Origin of the sequence: Fictibacillus nanhaiensis, from assembly GCF_019801215.1 — a bacterium.
GTDB classification, from domain to species: Bacteria; Bacillota; Bacilli; order Bacillales; family Fictibacillaceae; genus Fictibacillus; species Fictibacillus nanhaiensis_C.
The window spans coordinates 1332958-1353052 of the sequence record NZ_JAHVJO010000001.1; the positions used below are offsets into that span (position 1 = coordinate 1332958).

At 39.4% G+C, this 20095-nt stretch carries 15 protein-coding genes and 2 riboswitches; of the genes, 7 read left to right on the forward strand and 8 right to left on the reverse strand.

What is annotated here, in order from left to right; all coding sequences use genetic code 11:
- Positions 1 to 64: 64 nt before the first annotated feature.
- Positions 65 to 186: riboswitch (SAM riboswitch) on the reverse strand.
- 68 nt (positions 187 to 254) lie between these two features.
- Positions 255 to 1421, reverse strand: coding sequence for a pyridoxal phosphate-dependent aminotransferase (locus tag KUV80_RS06945; RefSeq protein ID WP_222461923.1), 1167 nt, complete (start codon positions 1419 to 1421; stop codon positions 255 to 257).
- Between the two features lie 100 nt (positions 1422 to 1521).
- On the opposite strand from KUV80_RS06945, the gene KUV80_RS06950 reads away from it, so the two are divergent.
- Both KUV80_RS06950 and mtnK read left to right on the forward strand, forming a co-directional pair.
- Positions 1522 to 2310 (forward strand): carbon-nitrogen family hydrolase, encoded by a 789-nt coding sequence (locus KUV80_RS06950; RefSeq protein WP_222462278.1) that lies wholly within the window; start codon positions 1522 to 1524, stop codon positions 2308 to 2310.
- Between the two features lie 109 nt (positions 2311 to 2419).
- Positions 2420 to 2593, forward strand: a riboswitch (SAM riboswitch).
- Between the two features lie 85 nt (positions 2594 to 2678).
- Positions 2679 to 3896 (forward strand): S-methyl-5-thioribose kinase, encoded by a 1218-nt coding sequence (gene mtnK, locus KUV80_RS06955; protein WP_222461924.1) that lies wholly within the window; start codon positions 2679 to 2681, stop codon positions 3894 to 3896.
- A gap of 24 nt (positions 3897 to 3920) precedes the next feature.
- Here mtnK and KUV80_RS06960 read toward each other — a convergent pair whose 3' ends face one another.
- Together KUV80_RS06960 and KUV80_RS06965 are read right to left on the reverse strand one after the other, a co-directional pair.
- A complete protein-coding gene (locus tag KUV80_RS06960) occupies positions 3921 to 6848 on the reverse strand; it encodes a bifunctional diguanylate cyclase/phosphodiesterase (RefSeq protein ID WP_222461925.1) in 2928 nt (975 codons plus the stop codon).
- 159 nt (positions 6849 to 7007) lie between these two features.
- On the reverse strand, positions 7008 to 7364 hold the full coding sequence (locus KUV80_RS06965; RefSeq protein WP_222461926.1) for a YisL family protein: 357 nt from the start codon (positions 7362 to 7364) through the stop codon (positions 7008 to 7010).
- A 146-nt stretch (positions 7365 to 7510) separates the two neighbouring features.
- Between KUV80_RS06965 and KUV80_RS06970 the strand changes: the two genes are divergently transcribed.
- Complete coding sequence (locus KUV80_RS06970) at positions 7511 to 8719, forward strand: ornithine--oxo-acid transaminase (RefSeq protein WP_222461927.1); 1209 nt, start codon at positions 7511 to 7513, stop codon at positions 8717 to 8719.
- A 333-nt stretch (positions 8720 to 9052) separates the two neighbouring features.
- On the opposite strand, the gene KUV80_RS06975 is transcribed toward KUV80_RS06970, so the two are convergent.
- Genes KUV80_RS06975 through KUV80_RS06985 form a run of 3 tightly spaced genes read right to left on the reverse strand, consistent with a single transcriptional unit; the run spans position 9053 to position 12214 of the window.
- Entirely contained in the window at positions 9053 to 9841 is a 789-nt protein-coding gene (locus KUV80_RS06975) for an SDR family oxidoreductase (RefSeq protein ID WP_222461928.1), read from the reverse strand.
- A 26-nt stretch (positions 9842 to 9867) separates the two neighbouring features.
- Complete coding sequence (locus tag KUV80_RS06980; protein WP_222461929.1) at positions 9868 to 11292, reverse strand: NAD-dependent succinate-semialdehyde dehydrogenase; 1425 nt, start codon at positions 11290 to 11292, stop codon at positions 9868 to 9870.
- Between the two features lie 37 nt (positions 11293 to 11329).
- Complete coding sequence (locus tag KUV80_RS06985; protein ID WP_222461930.1) at positions 11330 to 12214, reverse strand: fumarylacetoacetate hydrolase family protein; 885 nt, start codon at positions 12212 to 12214, stop codon at positions 11330 to 11332.
- Between the two features lie 196 nt (positions 12215 to 12410).
- On the opposite strand from KUV80_RS06985, the gene KUV80_RS06990 reads away from it, so the two are divergent.
- A complete protein-coding gene (locus KUV80_RS06990) occupies positions 12411 to 14168 on the forward strand; it encodes a B12-binding domain-containing radical SAM protein (RefSeq protein ID WP_222461931.1) in 1758 nt (585 codons plus the stop codon).
- Positions 14169 to 14388: 220 nt separating this feature from the next.
- On the opposite strand, the gene KUV80_RS06995 is transcribed toward KUV80_RS06990, so the two are convergent.
- Both KUV80_RS06995 and KUV80_RS07000 read right to left on the reverse strand, forming a co-directional pair.
- Entirely contained in the window at positions 14389 to 15468 is a 1080-nt protein-coding gene (locus tag KUV80_RS06995) for an efflux RND transporter periplasmic adaptor subunit (protein ID WP_222461932.1), read from the reverse strand.
- Between the two features lie 18 nt (positions 15469 to 15486).
- Positions 15487 to 16158, reverse strand: coding sequence for a hypothetical protein (locus tag KUV80_RS07000; RefSeq protein WP_222461933.1), 672 nt, complete (start codon positions 16156 to 16158; stop codon positions 15487 to 15489).
- A 159-nt stretch (positions 16159 to 16317) separates the two neighbouring features.
- On the opposite strand from KUV80_RS07000, the gene KUV80_RS07005 reads away from it, so the two are divergent.
- The 3 genes from KUV80_RS07005 to KUV80_RS07015 are packed head-to-tail and all read left to right on the forward strand — an operon-like array spanning position 16318 to position 20082.
- A complete protein-coding gene (locus KUV80_RS07005; protein ID WP_222461934.1) occupies positions 16318 to 17874 on the forward strand; it encodes a spore germination protein in 1557 nt (518 codons plus the stop codon).
- Positions 17867 to 18961 (forward strand): GerAB/ArcD/ProY family transporter, encoded by a 1095-nt coding sequence (locus KUV80_RS07010; RefSeq protein ID WP_222461935.1) that lies wholly within the window; start codon positions 17867 to 17869, stop codon positions 18959 to 18961. The genes KUV80_RS07005 and KUV80_RS07010 overlap by 8 nt, the downstream gene beginning before the upstream one ends.
- Positions 18958 to 20082 (forward strand): Ger(x)C family spore germination protein, encoded by a 1125-nt coding sequence (locus tag KUV80_RS07015; RefSeq protein ID WP_222461936.1) that lies wholly within the window; start codon positions 18958 to 18960, stop codon positions 20080 to 20082. Before KUV80_RS07010 ends, KUV80_RS07015 begins: the two co-directional genes overlap by 4 nt.
- Positions 20083 to 20095 lie beyond the last annotated feature (13 nt).

The window sequence follows — 20095 nt, forward strand, 5'->3', positions numbered from 1 at the left end:
CCTTTCAAACACAATAAAAAGCCCCTTCACAAGGAAGGGGCACTAAAATCAGCAGTTCCGCTTCCTCTCATCTCTCAGCCCGAATCATAGACTGCAAGAATTAGCACCGTTTTCAGCTAAACACTTGTTAACTGAATGGTTGCCGGGTATCATCGGGCTAGTCCCTCCACCTGCTCTTAATAAGAGTGCAAATTGTTTGAATATATTGTTAAATGTGATTATGACAGGGCAATAAGTATCTGTCAACTACAAATTTACATCAGTTTTGCAATCCGGTCAGCGGCTTCGATCAATCTCTCTTCTGACGTCAGCAATCCGACACGCACATATTTGTCACCTGCTTTACCAAATCCGATTCCAGGTGCAACAACCACATGTGCCTTATCTAACACATAGTCAGCAAAGGATTCTGATGTATAGCCTTCTGGTACTGGCAGCCAGCAAAAGAACGATCCTTTTGGTGCCTCTACATCCCAGCCGTGCTGCTTTAGTCGGCCAATAAAGGCATTGCGACGCTTTTCATAGGTATAAACAAGATTTTCTACACATACTTGAGGTCCGTTTAGTGCAGCAGCCGCTGCATGTTGAACCGCCCCAAACAAACTGACATAAAAATGATCCTGCAAGAGATTGATCGCCTCAATAACATGTTCGTTCCCGACCGCAAAACCTACACGCCATCCTGCCATGTTGTATGTTTTAGAAAGGGTATAGATTTCAATACCAACGTCTTTAGCACCATCCACCTCCAGGAAACTTACAGGTTTTTGTCCATCAAAACCAATCGCACCATAAGCAAAATCATGACAAACTAAAATATCATGTTTTCTTGCAAGTTCCACGGTTTCAATAAAAAATTCTCTTGTTGCCACGCCCGCCGTTGGATTGTTCGGATAGTTTAAAAACATGAGCTTTGCCTCATTTAGTATACTTTCTTCTAAATCGGCATATCGTGGCAAGAACTGATTTTCTTCTTTTAGGGGCATCGTCTCCATTTTTGCTCCGGCCATTGCAATGCCAGACCAATAGTCCGGATACCCTGGATCTGGAACGAGGGCTATATCTCCAGCGTTTAAATAGCATTGCGATAATTCTACTAGACCAACTTTACCTCCAAACAAAATAGCTATTTCTTTTTCTGGGTTCAACGTAACTCCATATTCTCTTTCATAAAAATCGGATGCTGCCTGTTTTAAGAAGGAGTGCCCACGAAATGGTGAATACTTGTGAAAATTCGGGTCATCTGCTCCTTCTTTCAAAGCATCAACAATATGTAATGGCGTCGGCTGATCAGGATTTCCCTGACCTAGATTAATAACATCATAGCCTTGTTCCATATAGTAACTTACTTTTTTTACAAGCTTCGCAAAAAATTGTTCGGGCAGTTTTCCCATAACCTCTGCCTGTTCAAACCGTTTCACTTTCCATCACTTCCAGTCTAATTTGAATGTTCTTGAAATTCTAATGAGTTATGTTATACGCTTAAGGAAATTCTGTAAAGACTTTTTTAGTCTAGGGGGTATTTCTTTGAAGATTGCTTGTTTACAAATTGATGTCCAATTTGGCAAACCTGAAAAAAACTATGTGCATCTGGAGAAAACCATTCGTGAAGCTGTTCGTCTTCATCAACCGGATACATTGGTGCTGCCAGAGCTCTGGGATACAGGATATGACCTGACCCGATTAGATGAAATTAGTGATCAAAATGGTGATCATGCAAAAAAATGGTTACGTTCACTTGCTAAGGAGCATGCCATAAATATAATCGGTGGCTCTATCGCCTTTCGTGAGGAAGATGTCGTTTATAATACGATGCTCAGTTTTAATCGAAAAGGACAGCATATCGGCACATATAAAAAAACGCACCTCATAACACTCATGGAAGAAGAAAAGTACATCTCTCCGGGAAAAAAGAACGGCATGTTTTCGGTTGACGGGATATTATCTTCAGCTGTGATCTGTTATGATATCCGTTTCCCAGAATGGGTTCGCAAGCCGTTTCTAAAAGGCGCAAAGATTCTTTTCGTGCCCGCTCAATGGCCGATTCAAAGACAGACTCACTGGCGAGCTCTTCTCATTGCAAGGGCTATTGAAAATCAATGCTACGTGGTTGCCTGTAACCGAATAGGAAGTGATCCGAACAATACGTTTGCCGGTCAGTCCATGATCATCGACCCTTGGGGAGACATTGTAGCAGAAGCCTCTCCTGCTTCTGAAGAAATACTAGTCGCTAATATTTCACCTGACTTGGTAGATGACGTGCGATTAAAAGTCCCTGTCCTCAATGACCGCCGCGAAGATCTTTATTAAATTTTATCATTTTCAAAAAAAGTTTGACAAAAGATTTCCATTCGTTGTAGTATAACGATTATGAATTGCGTGAATAGTATTACACTTTAAACAAACAAAATAACTTGGTCTCTTATCAAGAGCAGGTGGAGGGATTTGGCCCGATGAAACCCAGCAACCGACTGTAATACCATTGTGAGATGGGGCGCCCGCCAGATTTTGGGAGCCGCTTAATTGATAGTATCAATAAGCGTATGGCACGGTGCTAATTCCAGCAAAACACTTTGTTTTGCTAAGATAAGAGGCACGGAATTGCTGTCAATCCGAGCCTCTTATTCATACGAAAAGAGGCTTTTTTAATGCCATTAACTTTCTGGGGGGAACGATTGATGAGTGTAAAAGTAAAATCAGCATATGAACCATTGAATGAGTTAACAGTGCTTGAGATAGTCAAAGACATCCATTATTTTGAAGCGGCTGCAGAGAACGAATTAAAGGTAAAAGAGATCGGAGACGGCAATTTAAATCTCGTCTTTCATGTTGAACATCCATCATCCCAAACATCCTTAATCGTCAAACAGGCTCTTCCCTATGCAAAGGTAGTTGGTGAAAGCTGGCCTCTTACATTAGACCGAGCAAGAATTGAAAGTGACGCTTTGTTAAAGCAATCCGAATTTGTTTCTACACTTGTTCCAAAGATCTATTACTCCGATCAAACGTTGGCAATAACTATAATGGAGGACCTGTCTGATCATGTTATTCTGCGCAAAGCACTGGTCGAAGGCAAGACCTATCGAAAACTAGCAGAAGACATCGGAACGTTTACCGCTAAAATGGCCTTTTATACGAGTGATTTTTATCTGCATCCTTTTGAGAAAAAAGACCAAGTGCAACGTTTTTCAAATCCTGAGCTTTGTAAAATTACTGAAGACCTCGTGTTTACAGACCCATTTTTTAACCATGACACAAACGATTTTCCAAAAGAACTGCAGAGTCAAGTGGAGAAGATCTGGAACGATAAAGAACTTTTAAGAGAAGTTGCAGATTTACGGTATTCCTTCCTCACAAGAGCTGAGATCTTACTTCATGGTGACCTGCATACAGGCAGCATTTTTGTGAAAGAAAATTCAACGAAAGTCATCGATCCAGAATTCGCTTTTTACGGCCCTGCAGGATTTGACATCGCTCACTTTTTTGCAAATCTCGCACTCAATCATCTTGCACAAAACGTCCACGCCAAAGAACCTTTTCATCGTGAGTCTGTTCAAGGCTATTTGCTGGAAACCATTAATAAAACATGGATGACATATGAAACAGTTTTTACTAATTTGTGGCATGAACATGCACTTGATCCTTTTGCTAAAACAGATGGAGTTTTAGAAAGATTCCTGCACAAAACCTTTCAAGATGCTGTCGGTTTTGCAGGATGTGAGATCATTAGAAGAACCATCGGACTCGCTCATGTTGCCGACCTTGATTCAATTGAACAAAAAGACATCGAGGTGTTCTATAAGAAAAAAGCGCTTGAGCTCGGAAGCTGCCTCATTAAGTACAGAAAAACATTCACGTCCATTACAGAACTTGTTAATAAAATTAAAGATGCATAAGCAAAAAACAGCACTCCTAACCTTTTAGGATGTGCTGTTTTCTATCATAAATGTTTCTTTTAAAAACCGATCGGCACTATGAGCGGGCATCGGTTTACTAATAAAGTATCCTTGAGCGGTATGACAGCCATATTCTCTTAAAAGCTTCATCTGCTCAAACGTTTCTACACCTTCAGCGACTGTTGAAACGGCCAGCCCCTCACACATCATGATAATGGCTTTGATGATTGCCGCATCACTCGTGTTAAAATAATCATCGCTTAGATGACGAATAAAGCTTTGATCAATTTTTAATGAATCCACCGGAAAATCTTTTAAATAACTTAAAGAGCTATAGCCTGTCCCAAAATCATCGATCGACAGTTTCACTCCTAACTCTCGTAACTCTTTCATGATGCTGATGCTATATTGGACATTTTGAATCATTGTGCTTTCTGTAAGTTCAAGGTTCAGACAGTCTGCAGGTATACCAGAGGTTTTAAGTGCGTCTTTTACTTCATACACAAAAGATAGCCTTTGAAACTGTTTTCCTGACACATTTACTGAGATGGAGAGATGACCTGCTCCCTCATCATGCCATACTTTTAACTGTTTACACGCTTCAACTAAAACAAAACTGCCAATATCATCAATGAGACCTATCTCTTCTGCCAATGGAATAAATTGCATGGGTGAAACAAGCCCGAGATCGGGATGATTCCAACGAATCAATGCTTCAAACCCTATTACTTTCTCCGACCTCATGCATAATTGCGGCTGATAATAAGGGACGAGCTCTCCTTTTTGTATCGCTTTCCGCAAATAGCTTTCCAGTTTTAGGCGTTCTAATGTATATGCGTTCATTTCTCCTGTGAAAAATTCACGTTTGTCTCGCCCTTTTTCTTTTGCTTTATGAAGGGCGATATCGGCATTTTTAATTAAAATATCTGGGCTGTGCGTATCATCGGGATATATACTGATTCCAATCGATGCACTTACGGTATGCTCTTGACCATCTAAGTAAATTGGCATTTTTAAAGCTTCTGCAATTCTGTCTGCTGTATCAAGCACTTCTTCATGCTTATGAATAGAAGGTAAGATAAGCGTGAATACATCTCCTGCAAATCGGCAAAGCAAGTCATGACTTTTTATCGTCTGTCTCAATTGTTTACCCACATGTTTTAAAACCACATCACCGATATGATGGCCTAGACTTTCGTTAATGATTTTAAAATGGTCGATGTCAATAAACAGGACTGCGAGTTTTTCAGTTGTCTTTTCACTCAGCAACTCGCGAAGTCTTTTTTCAAATAAACTTCTGTTAGGAAGTCCTGTCAAAGAGTCATGAAATGCTAATCTTTCTATCTTTTCTTCGGCTTTTTTCTGCCATGTAATATTTTTACCGATACCGTAAACCCCTACAACTTCTTGATTCACAACAATCGGAATGTTTGTAATGCTGCATACAATATCTTGTCCGTCTTTCTTTCGAATCGTTGTAACATATGTTTGGGGTTTGTCATGAATAGCCCGCTTGAAATGATCGACAACGCGCTGATGATCATTTGGACATATAAAGTCCAATGCATGTGTTTTTAACATATCATCTTGCGAGAATCCGAGTGTTTGAATGAGTGCATGATTCACACTCGTAATAAATCCCTTCAGGTCCATTGAATAGATCATGTCAGGATTATGATCGAACAAAGACTTGTACCTTTGCTCAGATTCTAACAGATTATCATTTAACTGCTCCATCTCTTGTGTGCTTGTTTGGATTAAGTGTGACAAAGCTAAAAGATCATCAATCTCTTTAGATTTTTCAGGTCTTTTAAGATTGAACTTCTTTTGAAGTGTTGCATCAACGGATTCACTTATTACTAATAATGTTAAGGCATGTGAGAGAAAATTCAGTCTTGATCCGTCATGAAAATATTCACCATACGAAAAAAATCCAGCTGTAGGAACGAATTGATCAATCCTTACAAACTCTTCTTCTAATGTACTTTTTAAAAATCTTCTCCGTGCCATACAGGAGTAGATAAAGATAGCCTCGGCAGGCTTATCTTGCAGATCTCTCGTTACGATATCAATCGACTTTAATAACAGACTTGCATCTCTGTATCCAATTTGGAGTTTAGTTCCCTTTTTTGCGCTTTGGTGAAACAGAGTTGGCTCTTCTGGTTTTGACGAGATAATAGATAATGGATGATAGACTTTGCCTTGCTTAATCATCAAAGGATATTCTACAGCAGAAGAAGGAAGATTTGCAGCAATATCTTTTCCTAAATACTGTGAATAAAGCTCATTTATCGTCATACCATCAACAAGTATTTCTCCGGATGGCAAAACGTCGCTAACCGTAAAAACCTTACCTGCCGGTTTCCACTCTGTGTAAGATAAGGTGTGAATATACAGTTCATCACTATCAACGGCTGCAGCAACTACTCCGTTGTTATACACACCTTCTTCTGTAAAAAGATGAATATTCTTAAAGAATCCATTATCCCCCGCGTTACCACCTGCTATAACAACACCTGGTGCTGATTTGTGAATCGCGCGAAGAAAGGATGAACCCTCCATATTCATCCCGTCCCCAAAGATGATGACCAACTTGGTACGTTCATTGATTACGGTATTTGCCAATCTTTTTCCCAATTCTGAACTCGTCCCATTCGCTTCTCTCGGTATGTAGAACGTTCGTGGGACAGATTTTTCAAAAACAGAAACAGAAATAACCGTTTCACCTGTAGTGACTCGGCTTTTGAATATTTCTCCATCCGTTGTAACGCCAATTAGTTTTGCTTGTGGCAATTCAGTTAAAAGGGTATCTCTCAGCCTGTTTATCCAGTCTTTATCAAGATTGCCTGTAAAAATTTGAAGAAGAACATTTTCTTCCTGTCTCAGATTATGTTCATCGACCCATCTTTTTACATTTCTCTTATTTTTATATAAATAATTGAAGGTTTTCATGCCTTACACCTCACCTGCTGAAGAAAAATCATGTCTAAATCTGATTTCTACCTCTCTTAATATCGGTGAAGTGCACACATTTTTAACAGCAGAATATGTGGGTATTTTTACCATATAAAAAATCGCCTGATTTCTTTCAGACGATTTTCTTTCAAGCTATTATCCTAGTACGGCATATCCATAAAATAAAACGAGCAAAAGAGATAACCAGAAGAATACCCAGTTAAGAAGTCTTCCTTCTCCTCGCTTTCGTTGAACAAGGATGATCTCCATCAATCCTATGACAACAAGACCTAAAATGCCTTTAATAATGATTGGGCCTTGATTGACGATGCCAGGATCTGTTAAGTAATTAGCTAGCATATGGCCACCTGTTGCAAGGATGGCTACATATAAAACGCGTAAAATCATATGAAGTATTTTCGATTTTTTTCCGGCATTTTTTTTGTATAACATATACGCAACAAAAAATAAAACAAGCGCCAGAAACCAAGATGTAACATGAGCATGAATCATAAATATATCCTCCTATGTATAATTCTCCATATTACTATACCACGAAGTCTGTTCATCTAGGCAATGAAAAGAGTTCCCTCTGTAAAGAAAGCACTTTCATTGTTATAATAGCATTGTGAGAAATCTTGCAGAATAGAGGTGTTTCCATGAAACAGACAAAAACAAAAAATACGGAAACGGTCATTACGAAAACGGAACAGTATGGTGCACAAAATTATCATCCGCTTCCAATCGTTATTTCAAAAGCTGAAGGTGTATGGGTAACAGATCCTGAAGGCAACCGTTATATGGATATGCTTAGTGCATACTCAGCGGTAAACCAAGGACACCGTCATCCAAAAATCATTCAAGCGTTAAAAGATCAAGCAGACAAAGTAACTTTGACTTCTCGTGCCTTTCATAACGATCAACTAGGTGATTTTTACGAAAAAGTATCGGCTTTAACGAAAAAAGAGATGGTACTTCCTATGAACACTGGTGCCGAAGCTGTTGAAACAGCAATCAAAACGGTTCGTCGCTGGGCTTATGATGTAAAAGGTGTTGCCGACAACCAAGCTGAGATCATTGTATGTGAAGGAAACTTTCACGGCCGTACGATGACAGCTGTGTCCATGTCTTCTGATCCTGATTATCAACGCGGATTCGGTCCAATGCTTCCTGGTATTAAAGTAATTCCTTATGGCGACTTAGATGCTTTAAAGGCAGCCATAACTCCTAACACCGCAGCGTTTATTCTAGAGCCAATCCAAGGTGAAGCAGGAATTGTTATGCCACGAGAAGGTTTCTTAAAAGAAGCGCTTGAAGTTTGTAAAGAAGAGAACGTTCTCTTTGTAGCCGACGAAATTCAGTCAGGCCTAGGGCGTTCAGGAAAAATGTTTGCATGTGACTGGGAGCAAGTTGAGCCGGATATGTATATCTTAGGAAAAGCGCTTGGCGGAGGCGTAATGCCAATCTCTTGTGTTGCTGCAAACCGTGAAGTTCTTGGCGTTTTCAATCCTGGATCACATGGTTCAACCTTTGGAGGAAACCCGCTTTCTTGTGCAGTCTCTGTAGCTTCTCTTGAAGTGTTAGTAGAAGAGAATTTAGTAGAGCGTTCGTTGAAGCTTGGTGAATATTTCTTAGGAAAACTAAAAAAGATCAATAACCCTGCGATTAAAGAAGTTCGTGGTAAAGGACTATTCATTGGTGTTGAACTGAATGAACCAGCACGTTCTTATTGCGAGAAACTAAAAGAGCAAGGTCTGTTATGTAAGGAAACGCATGAAAATGTCATTCGTTTCGCGCCGCCGCTTATCATTTCTGAAGAAGATCTTGATTGGGCAATTGAGCGTATCGAAAACGTACTTTCGGTTTAATAAATATGAAGAGCTGACTCACCGAGTCAGCTCTTTCCTTTTATAAAAGACGAAACCCTTTAAAAGATGTCAGTTTCAGAAGCCGAAACTAATTTTCGGTTATACCAATAGGGGTATAAAACCATTTTATTGAAGTTGAATCCATAAAAAGCAGTGCCCAATCCAAAAGTTTTGCCTCTTTATCCACGAATTTTTACCATGAATCCTAAAATTTTGGCCATATATCCACGAGTCTACAAACTTCGACAACTTTCGCCTCCCTTATACCCCACGTCCATCAAAAAAAGCCCTCCAGCTCTTTAAAAAAAGCAAAAGGACTTTCTTGTTTCTATTTTATAACGCTTTTACCATACCGCCATCAATCAAGAGCGATTGCCCTGTTATGTAAGTGTTTGCCCCAGAGCAGAGGAAGATGACCATGTTTGCGAATTCCTCAGGAGTTCCATATCGTCCAAGTGGAATTCCACTCTCCATGCTAACTTTAACTTCTTGGGCTGATATTCCTTTTTTCTCAGCCATCATCTGATCGAGCTCGCCTACACGATCTGTACCTATGCGTCCTGGTCCGATCGTGTTGATTAAGATTCCGTCTTTTCCAAGCTCTTGTGAAAGACTTTTCGATAATCCGTTGATCGCTGTACGGAACGTGTTGGATAAGATTAATCCGTCGATCGGCTGTTTAAATGAAGAAGACGCGATATTTACGATGCGTCCGCCACCATTTTTTCGCATGTTTGGTGTAACAGCCCGAACAGTTCTCACTAAGCTTAACAATGTTAATTCAAATGCTCCTTGCCAATGGTCATCCTCGAAATCAAAGAATCCGCCAGCAGGCGGACCTCCTGCGTTGTTCACGAGTACATCGATGCTGCCTAACGTTTCTACCGTTTCTGCAATAAGTTCATCGATCTCATTCCGCTGTGTAATGTCACATCTTTTAAAATGAACACTCGCACCTGTTTCCTTTATGATTTCTTCAACTGTTCTTGAAAGCTGATCTTCATCGCGGCTCGTAAGCATAACATTCGCGCCTTCTCTAGCAAACTGCAGCGCACATGCTTTTCCAAGTCCTTTACTTGAAGCAAGAACCAATACATTTTTTCCTCTTAAACCTAAGTCCATTTGAAATCACCCGGTTTTCTAAAATTTTATAGGACGAAACTTACGTATTTCGTTTCTAAGTAAGCTTCCATACCTTCACTTCCGCCTTCGCGGCCAAGACCGCTCTCTTTCATCCCGCCAAAAGGCGCCTGTGCAGCCGATGGCACACCGTCATTCCAGCCGATGATACCATAATCAAGGCCTTCTACTACTTTTGTTCCTTTTGACATGCTCTCGGTATAAACATATGCCGCTAAACCAAACGGACTTGTGTTTGCAAGCTGAATCCCCTCTTCAATTGTTGTGATTTTATGGATGGGAATGACTGGGCCAAACGTTTCTTCATTCATAATGAGCATATCTTGTGACACATCTTTCAGTACGGTTGGTTCGTAGTAATAAGCCCCGTTCTCTGCCTTTCCTTTTCCACCAGTTACACATTCTGCTCCGTTAGAAAGGGCATTCTCGACATGTTCCGAAATTTTCTCATAACCGTCTTTATTGATGATCGGCCCGATATCTGTTCCTTCATCTAATCCGTTTCCGACTTTTAGTTTCTTCGCTTCAGCAGCAACGAGGGTTACGAATTCGTCGTATACGTTTTCCTGCACATACACACGGTTGATACAAATACATGTTTGGCCTGCGTTACGAAACTTGGATGCTACGATTCCTGCTACCGCTTTTTTTAAATCGGCATCGTCTAAAACTACAGCAGGGGCATGACCCCCAAGTTCCATGGAGATGTTTTTTACTGTAGACGCACTTTGTTCGATCAGTTTTTTTCCAATTTCCGTTGAACCCGTAAAGGTTACTTTTCTAACTTTTTCACTATCCATAATGGCTTTACCAATAATAGAGGATGAGCCTGTTACAAGATTGATTACGCCCTTTGGAAATCCTGCTTTATGTGCCAGCTCTACTAGTTTTATAGCTGTAAGAGGTGTTTCCTTTGGGGGCTTTACGATAAAAGTGCAGCCTGCAGCAAGTGCGGGTCCCATCTTTCTTGTAATCATAGCAGCTGGGAAATTCCATGGCGTTATAGCAGCAACGACCCCAATGGGCTGTTTCAGCACAGACATTCTCTTATTTTCAGCACTCGAAGGAATGGTTCTTCCATAAACACGCTTTCCCTCTTCGGCGTACCATTTAATAAATGATGCGGCGTACATCACTTCTCCGACAGATTCTTTTAACGGCTTACCCATTTCAAGCGTCATCAGTTCAGCAATCTCTTCTTTTTCATCCACCATATGGTCATGAAGTTTCATCAGATAATCAGCTCGCTCATAAGCAGTCAGTTTCGACCATGCCGGAAAGGCTGAATGTGCCGCATCAATTGCCGCATCCGTCTCTTCTTTTCCACAAGATGGAACTGTCCCAACCACTTCACCATTCGCAGGGTTGAATACTTCTATTTTTTCAAGAGAGTTCCCTGTCCAAGAACCGTTAATATAAAGAAGCTTTTCCATGTGATTTCCTCCTCTATGTAACTTGTAAAATTCGTTTTCATTCTACTATTTCATTACAGAGTGTTCCGATTCCTTCTACAGTAATTTCGATCGTATCCCCTGTTTTTAAAAAGACTGGGGGTTTCATTCCCTTACCAACACCAGCAGGAGTACCAGTTGCAATAATGTCACCCGCTTCTAGAGTCATTCCCTTTGATAGCTCAGCAATCATCACCTTAATATCAAAGATTAAATTAGACGTGTTGCCGTTCTGTCGCAGTTCCCCATTGACCTTCGTCTGAATAGAAAGATTCAGTGGATTATCCATTTCCGAATGATGGACGATCCATGGCCCCATCGGACACGACCCATCTAAGCTTTTTCCGAGTAAAAATTGCTTATGTCTTTGCTGAAGGTCTCTTGCAGTGATGTCATTGATGATGGTGTAACCAAAAACATGATCCATCGCTTCGTCCTTATTTATACATGTACCCGTTTTTCCGATGATAATAGCCAGTTCACCTTCATAATCCATCTGCTTCGTAAGGTTTGAGTGACTCGGGATACCTGCTTGATGCCCAATCACAGCGGTTGGAGCTTTCGAAAACACCATAATATCTTCTGGTATATCACTTTCACTTCCCATTTCAATCGCATGATCTCTGTAATTTTTTCCAATACAGAAAATATTTTTTGATGGCCGCGGAATAGGAGCAAGGAATATCACTTCATCTAACCGATATGTATGTTCTTCTTTTTGTTGATGAGAGAGAAGTTCCTCAATCAAAGCAATAAATGCTTCTCCTTGCCCTATGCCTTCCAACATAGTAGGTGGAAAGTTTCTTCCATTTAGATTCGCTAGGGCAGATACGTTAACGATCTTTTCATTAAAAACACATCCAATAAATGAAGCTCCCTGTTTAACAGCTGTAGCTAATTTCATCTGTGGGGTTTCCTCCTTTTAAAAACGCTTTCAACCCAATTAGTTCTACTATATAACCTCCTTCTTTCAACCGTAAAGAAATGTGCTGTTAAATTAATGAACAATAACTAGTTTTTTCTTCGTTTTAAAATATGTTAAAATAATGTGTCATCTAAATCTCCCTTATTTTTGGGTAATCGTAATGAGGTTATAAACTATGAAAACTGTACTAAGTACGTTAAATGCTAAATATATACACACCTGCCTCGCACTTCGCTATTTAAAAGCCTACAGCGAGCCTGAATTTCCTGTTGCAATTCGGGAGTTTACGATAAAAGATCCGTCCATAAACATCGTAACAGATCTATACAGCCAAGCACCTGATGTCCTTGGATTCAGCTGTTACATTTGGAACATCGAAGAAACAATAAAGGTCATTCAAATGTTTAAGAAAATTAAACCTGAAACGAAGATCGTACTCGGAGGACCTGAAGTTTCCTATGATGTTGCTTATTGGCTGGATCGCATACCAGAAGTGGATTTTATTGTCGTAAATGAAGGTGAAGAAACGTTCAAACATCTTTTGCAGGAAATACAAGATAATGGTTCAGTTGAAAAGGTGGCTGGACTTGCTTATCGAAAAGAGGGAAAACCAAAGATTAACGGTCCCCGCGAGAAACTGGAGCTGAAAAATGTTCCCTCTCCATTTCGCTTTGAAGAAGACGTTCAAGATTTATCAAAACGGATTACGTATTTTGAAACAAGCCGCGGATGTCCTTATTCTTGTGCGTTCTGCTTATCTTCAATCGAGGTGGGTGTGCGGTATTTTAACCCTGATTCTGTCAAAGAAGATTTGATCTTTTTAATGGATAACGGCGCAAAAATAATAAAATTCGTTGACCGTACATTCAATATTCGCCGAGATTACGCGCTTGATATGTTTTCTTTCTTAATAGAAAACCGCCGGCCTGGGGTTGTGTTCCAGTTTGAGATTACAGCAGATATTATGAGACCTGAAGTTATAGAATATTTGAATGAACATGCGCCAAAAGGATTGTTCCGATTTGAGATCGGTGTGCAATCAACGAATGATGCAGTGAACTTGCTCGTTCAGCGTAAACAAAACTTTGAAAAGCTCACCAGAACCGTAACGACCGTCCGTGATGGAGGAAAAATCGTACAGCATCTTGATTTAATTGCAGGATTACCTGAAGAAGATTACACGTCTTTCCGAAAAACATTTAACGACGTCTTCGCATTCGGTGTTGAGGAAGTTCAGCTCGGCTTTTTAAAAATGCTGCGCGGAACTGGCCTTCGTCTAACAGCAGAACAGCATGATTACGTGTATATGGATCATTCTCCATATGAGATCTTAGGAAATCGTGTATTGTCGTTCGATGAGATCATTCGAATTAAGCAAGTAGAAGATGTACTAGAAAAGTATTGGAACGACCATCGTATGGATCATACGGTAACCTATTTAATTAACAATGTCTTTGAGTCACCTTTTGATTTCTTCCAAGCGTTTGGCACGTATTGGGAAACAAGAGGGTGGTCACGAATTGGCCATCAGCTCGAAGATTTGTATACCCGCTTGATTGCGTTTTTGACGGAAGCTGCACCACATGCACTTTTAGCAGCAGAAAGTTTAATGAAGCTAGATTACTTGGAGCGTCAGCAGTTTAAGCCACGTAAGCCTTGGTGGGAAAATTCACAGAACAAGGAAGAAACGTCTAACGTTTTATCGCTGTTATCAAAAGACCCTGGAATGATCGAAGGTTTCCCTCACTTAACGGAAAAAGACCTTCATAAGCATGCGTTCGTAACGGAAACAGCGATTGACCCTTTATCTGCTAAACGGGAACGGGATGTTGAAAATGATTATTTATTAATAGCATTGTTTGACCCAAAGCAGCAAAACACTTCTATCTACACACTCCCAAAATCCAAACTTCTTATTAAAAGGGATGCTTAAAACAATGCGTTTCTGAAACAACGGTTTTCTTCTGATTCAATAAAAAAACAAGGGCTTCGCATGTGATGTACGTGCGAGGTCCTTGTTCTTTTAGATTCGTATACATTTTGTGTACTCAGAAATTGAGGAATGGGCTCACTCCACTCCCCTTGGAAAGCATGTATTCAGAGGGTAAATCACCTCAACAATTCAGTTCCCACTTAAAACAGCCTTTTTTTCTTTATTTCGTTAAAGCAGGTTGTCCGGAAACAAAGACAGGTGAAGGATTTAATACAACCACTTGTCCTTTTTTGAGCCCTTTATTTATTTCAACGACTCCCCCTTGCCTTAACCCTGTTTTTACTTTGATTTTATACACTTTCTCTTTTACGAGTATCCAAACATATTGACTTCCGTTATCAGTGAAAACCGATTTTTCGGGAATACTTACTGCATTTTCTGCCAATGTTTCAGAAATAATAATCGTAGCGGGCTGGCCTTCCACCCAATCCGCCTCTTCTTCAACAAGGACGGTCATCGAAAAGGTTTGATCTTTGTCTGTTGGCAGGACAGTTTGAACGGTTCCCTTAAGCTTCTTCTTATTGTTCGGTGATTGTATTTGAACCGATTTCCCTGTCTTCACAACACGTGCAACGTTTTGGTCAATAATCGCTTTCAGTTCGAAATTTCCTTGTCCAACAATCGTAAGAATAGGTTCGTCTCCATGTGTTTCATTCACTTCTGAGACTACACCATCTGCAGGACTTTTAACTGAAAGATCTTCAACTTGTTTTGTTAATTCTGTTATTCCATCTGTCAATACAGAGCTTTCATTCTCAGCCAAACTTTTTTGCAGTTCAGCTTCCGCAAGCTGCTGCTGCAGCATCACTTTAGCATCAGCATTGTCTTTCTTTTCATCGAAACTGGAAATCTCCCTTTCCCACTCACTAATCTGAGAAGAATAATGATCAGCACGAACATCGGCCGCTTCTTTTTCTCTATTAAGCTCACGCAGTTCTTTTTCAATTTCTGCATTCTCATAAGTGAGCAACGTTTGACCAGATGTCACCGTTTCTCCTTTAGAAACCGCAATTTCACGAATCGTCCCTCTAGATGGATCGTAATAGATGTGAAACGTGTTCTTAGACTGTGCAGTTCCTGTTACATCCCATTTTTTAATAAAATCGTGTTCTTTTGAAATCACCGTTTTGAGTCGTGGAGCTTCGATCGCGCTAGATTCTTTTTTATCAAAAATCAAAAGGTTCATTACTAAAAGGAGAATCATCATCAAAGCTGCAGCTGTCCATTTCCATTTATTCATTACTTTGTTTGCCTCCCCTTACACAAGTTGTCCGCTCACAAGTGCAGCGTATAGAGAATAGAGAACCATCCAGAAAAGGGAACTTCCAACGGTAACGACAAGGCAATATTTCTTTTCTTTAAAGGATAATTGCCTCAAAGCCAAATACGTTACGATCGTTCCCCAGATCGTAAACACATTGATAAAGTTCAAAAGTTCCTGCCAAAAACCGTGTTTAAAAAATAGAACACCTACTAATCCAAATCCTAACGGCTGCACGACCTCTTCTGCTCCTGTTGTAAACTGAAAAGGCAATTCGAACGCCAAACCGGCTAAAAACAGCACATAAACGACGCTCATGAGATAAAATAGCTGTTTATATCCAACATCTCGAAAGAAAACATAAAAAAACAATGTCCCAGTTCCAATGACCAATAGTGGAACGATAATACCCCATACGCCCCCAACTACCGTAACGATATATCGTAACAGTTCAAGTTCTGCTGCAGACAGCTTAGCTGCTTCAACAAATAATAACGTCTTAAATGAGGGAAAAGCAGCGAAAAAGGACAATGCATGGAGCAATCCACTAACCGCTAAGATTAGAAAAAATCGCAGCCAAAACCCTTCTTGGTCTCTCTCTTCTTTAATTATAGAAAAATATGTATAAGGCTTAGTTAAAGCAGGAATAAAATGCGCTCTTCCTGTCATACGGCCTCCCCCTTTATCTCTTTATGTGTCTATCGTATCACAGATTTTTACTGGAAATGACAAATATTGAGGCGTTTTTTAAAAAATAGGAACTTCTCCGCATAAATCCGTTTTTGAAGCTAAAACTATACCAAATTACTGCAGAAACGGGATGGGTCTATGACTTTCTTTAAGAAGCCTAAAAAACTCATAAAAGAAAATGATCAAAATAAAGTTAGCGACACTTCTTGTGAACTTGAGAGCAATGTTTATGAACCACCTCAAACGATTGAAGATCTATTAAAAAAAGTAAGAGAGCCTTTCTCTTCAACAGAAGATCTAAGAACACATTGGGTAGAGCTAGCTTCCGACAAGAGAAAAATAGCTCTTCTTTTCATTGATTCCATCGTTGATAAGCAAATTATACAACAGCAGATATTAAATCCTTTATTTGAGATGAGCAAAGAAATAGATACTATCTCTTTCGAAAAAGTCATTTCACTCGACCTTAAAAAACAGACCGATTTTACAAAGTCACAAGAGTTGCTTTTGCTTTCAAATACTCTGATTTTTACTGATGATCCTTCCTGTTACTATTCTGTTGTTACTCCTGAAAAAGTAGATCGGGATTTCACTGAACCTGAGAACGAAAAAGTCATAAGAGGTTCCCATGAAGGATTCATTGAAAATATTTCATCGAACGTGGCACTTATCCGAAAACGTTTAAAAAGTCCTAAACTGCTAGTGAAATATTTTAAGTTAGGAAAAGAAACGCATACGGTTGTTGCTATGATATATGTTGAAAACTTAGCAAATCCCTCTCACGTCAAAGAGGTCGAAAAAAGGCTTACATCCATTGAAGCAGATGCCGTCATGACTCCCGGAAATGTGGAGGAAAGTATTGAAGATAAACCGTTCAGCCCTTTTCCTCAAATGCTAAGTACTGAACGACCTGATCGTGTCGCTGCAAATTTAATGGAAGGGAGAATCGCATTAGTTTACGACAGTTCTCCTACCGTAAATGTCGTTCCTGTTGATTTTTTTGTTTTTTACCAATCGCCAGATGATTATAATACACGCTGGATTCTCGGATCATTTTTCCGTTTTATCCGGCTATTTAGTTTCTTTATCGCTATCAGTTTACCGTCCTTTTACATCGCTATTGTATCCTTTCATTTTGAGGTAATACCTTCTGCACTTGTATTATTAATGAAGAGTTCACTAGAAAATATTCCTTATCCACCTCTGTTTGAAGCTATGTTAATGGAGCTTACGATTGAGCTGATCCGTGAAGCTTCAGTCCGCCTTCATACAAAGATTGGTTCTACGATAGCCATCGTTGGGGGTTTAGTAATCGGGGATTCCATCGTTAAAGCAGGACTTGTATCAAACCTCATGATCATTGTAGTGGCGGTAACAGCAATTGCCGCTTATATTGTTCCTTCTAATGAAATGAGTGGAGCTATACGTCTCTTGCGGTTTCCGCTAATGTTAGCTGCAGCTACTTTAGGTTTTTTAGGCATCGTATTCTGCTTTATGATCTTGTTTTTTCACCTATGCCGATTGTACTCATTCGGCACCCCATACTTTGCACCAATAGCACCCTTTCATTTTAGTGATCTTAAGGATACATTTTTCAGAATGCCATTTTGGAAAATGAATACACGTCCAAAAAATATTAGACCGATTAAAGAAAGTCAGGATAATCAAACGAGAAAGTGGGATACGGATGAATAAACACACCATAACGTATAGACAGTTGTTTTTTGTGATTGTTCAAACGCAAATTGGGGTTGGCATCCTCTCTCTCCCCTTTTCATTGTTTACGATCGCAAAGATTGACGGCTGGATGTCTCTGTTATTAGCAGGAATATTTGTTCAATTTTCGATACTGGCAATCTGGAAGCTATGTGAACGATTTCCACAGCAAACCATCTTTGATATCCTTCCCAAAATAATGGGTGGGAAATTAGGGGTTGTGTTTAACTTTCTTTACACGCTGCATTTTTTATTCATTACAGTTTTGATCTTAATCTTATACAACAACATCGTATCAAAATGGATTTTTTTTCAGACACCAGGCTGGGTGATTATATTTACACTCGCAATGGTAGGTGTTTATTTTATTAGCAGTACACCAAGAGAGTTGGCGAGATTCTTTATGTTGGTAACACCTCTCCTTCTCGTTTTATTCTTTTTTATTTTATATGCCTATACGGATGTTCATTTTCTATATATCTTACCAATGGGTGAGACGGGCTTTTTAACCATTCTTAAAGGCTCTAAAGATGCTGTGATTTCATTATTAGGTTTTGATGCAGCACTCGTGTTTTTAGCCTATACAAATGGAACTTCCACAAAAAAATTAAAGGTCATTTCATTTGCATCTCTTTGTGTAACACTGTTTTATTGTTTTATCATTTTCACGACCTACATTTTCTTTAATCCAATGGAAATTGTGATCGTTCCAGAACCTGTGTTGTATATGTTAAAAGCCTTTTCTTTTAAAATCATTGAACGGACAGACTTAATCTTTCTTTCCCTTTGGGTTGTATCAGTAGCTACTTCTTTTATTGGCTATTTATTTGTTACAGTAAAAGGCGTTCAAAAAATCTTATCGTTAAAGCATCATAAAAAAGCAGCTCCTTATTTAGGCATCGTTGTTGGAATCATTGCTACAATTCCTAGTTCGAAACTAGAAACCCTTATGTGGAGTAAATACATTGGAATGACCTCTCTGATTCTTTCTGTTTTTTCTCCTATTCTTTTGTTACTGCTTGCGGCCATCCGCAATAAAAAAGAGAAAGAGGTAATCTCCTCATGAATCAAAAAGGATTGATTTTATTCTGTTCTCTCTTTCTGCTATCAGGCTGTTGGGATCAGTCCCTTCTAAGTGAAACAAAGCTCATATCAGCTGGTGGAATTGATTATGAAAATGATGGAAAGGTAATTTCAACGGTTGCCGTTCCCCAGGCGATCGCAGCAGAGTCTGGAGAAGAAAATGTGGCGAATCAAATTTTTTCAACATCGGGATTCACTGCCCGTCAAAGCCGCTTAAAATTAGACCGGGAAGTTTCTGAACGATTAGACGCTTCTAAAAACCTCGTTTTAGTTTTTGGTGAGAAAACCGCAAAAAAAGATATTTATTTGCTTTTAGATGTTTTTTATAGAGATCCTAAATCCTCATTAAATGCTAAGTTAGCCATAACGAAAGGAAAGGCTTCTGATGTAATTAGCACTAAGTTTGAAGAAACCACGTCATCCATTGGCGTTGGAGAATATTTAAGAGATATTATTCGGAGTGCTGAAGAATCAGCTACTGTACCAGAGGAAAACATCCAATCCATTTGTCCGTTACTATTTGATCCAGGACAGGATTTCGCACTTCCTTATCTTGTACCAAGAAAGGATGTTGTCGATGTTGAAGGGATTGCTCTTTTTAGTGGTCATAAAATGGCAGGTACGATAACTGGGCCCGATGCCGTTATCTATGTTTTACTTACCGGAGAAAAGAGTACCATCTCAATGGCCACGACGAAAAAAATTTTAAAGGGGCAAAAAGAAAATATTTTGAACTATGCCTCAATAAAAATCAAAAAAAACAAACGCGACTTCAAAGTCAACGTTTCTTCAGACGGAAAAATATCCGCTCATATTGACTTAAAAACAAAGGTAGTAGTAACAGAATATCCTTCTGATAAATTAGGAGACGAAAAAGTATTAAAAAAACTCGAAAAAAATTTATCAAGAGTCATGACAAAAGATGCCACTAAAATCATTAAACAACTTCAGGAAATGAACAGCGACCCTTTTGGAGTCGGAAGAAAAGTCATGGCATTTCATTATCCCACTTGGAAAAAGATCAAATGGTCTGAGGAATATCCGAAGATAAATTTTACAGCTTCTGTAGATGTTGAGATTATTGGGCATGGAATTATTGAATAATAAAAAAAGACTC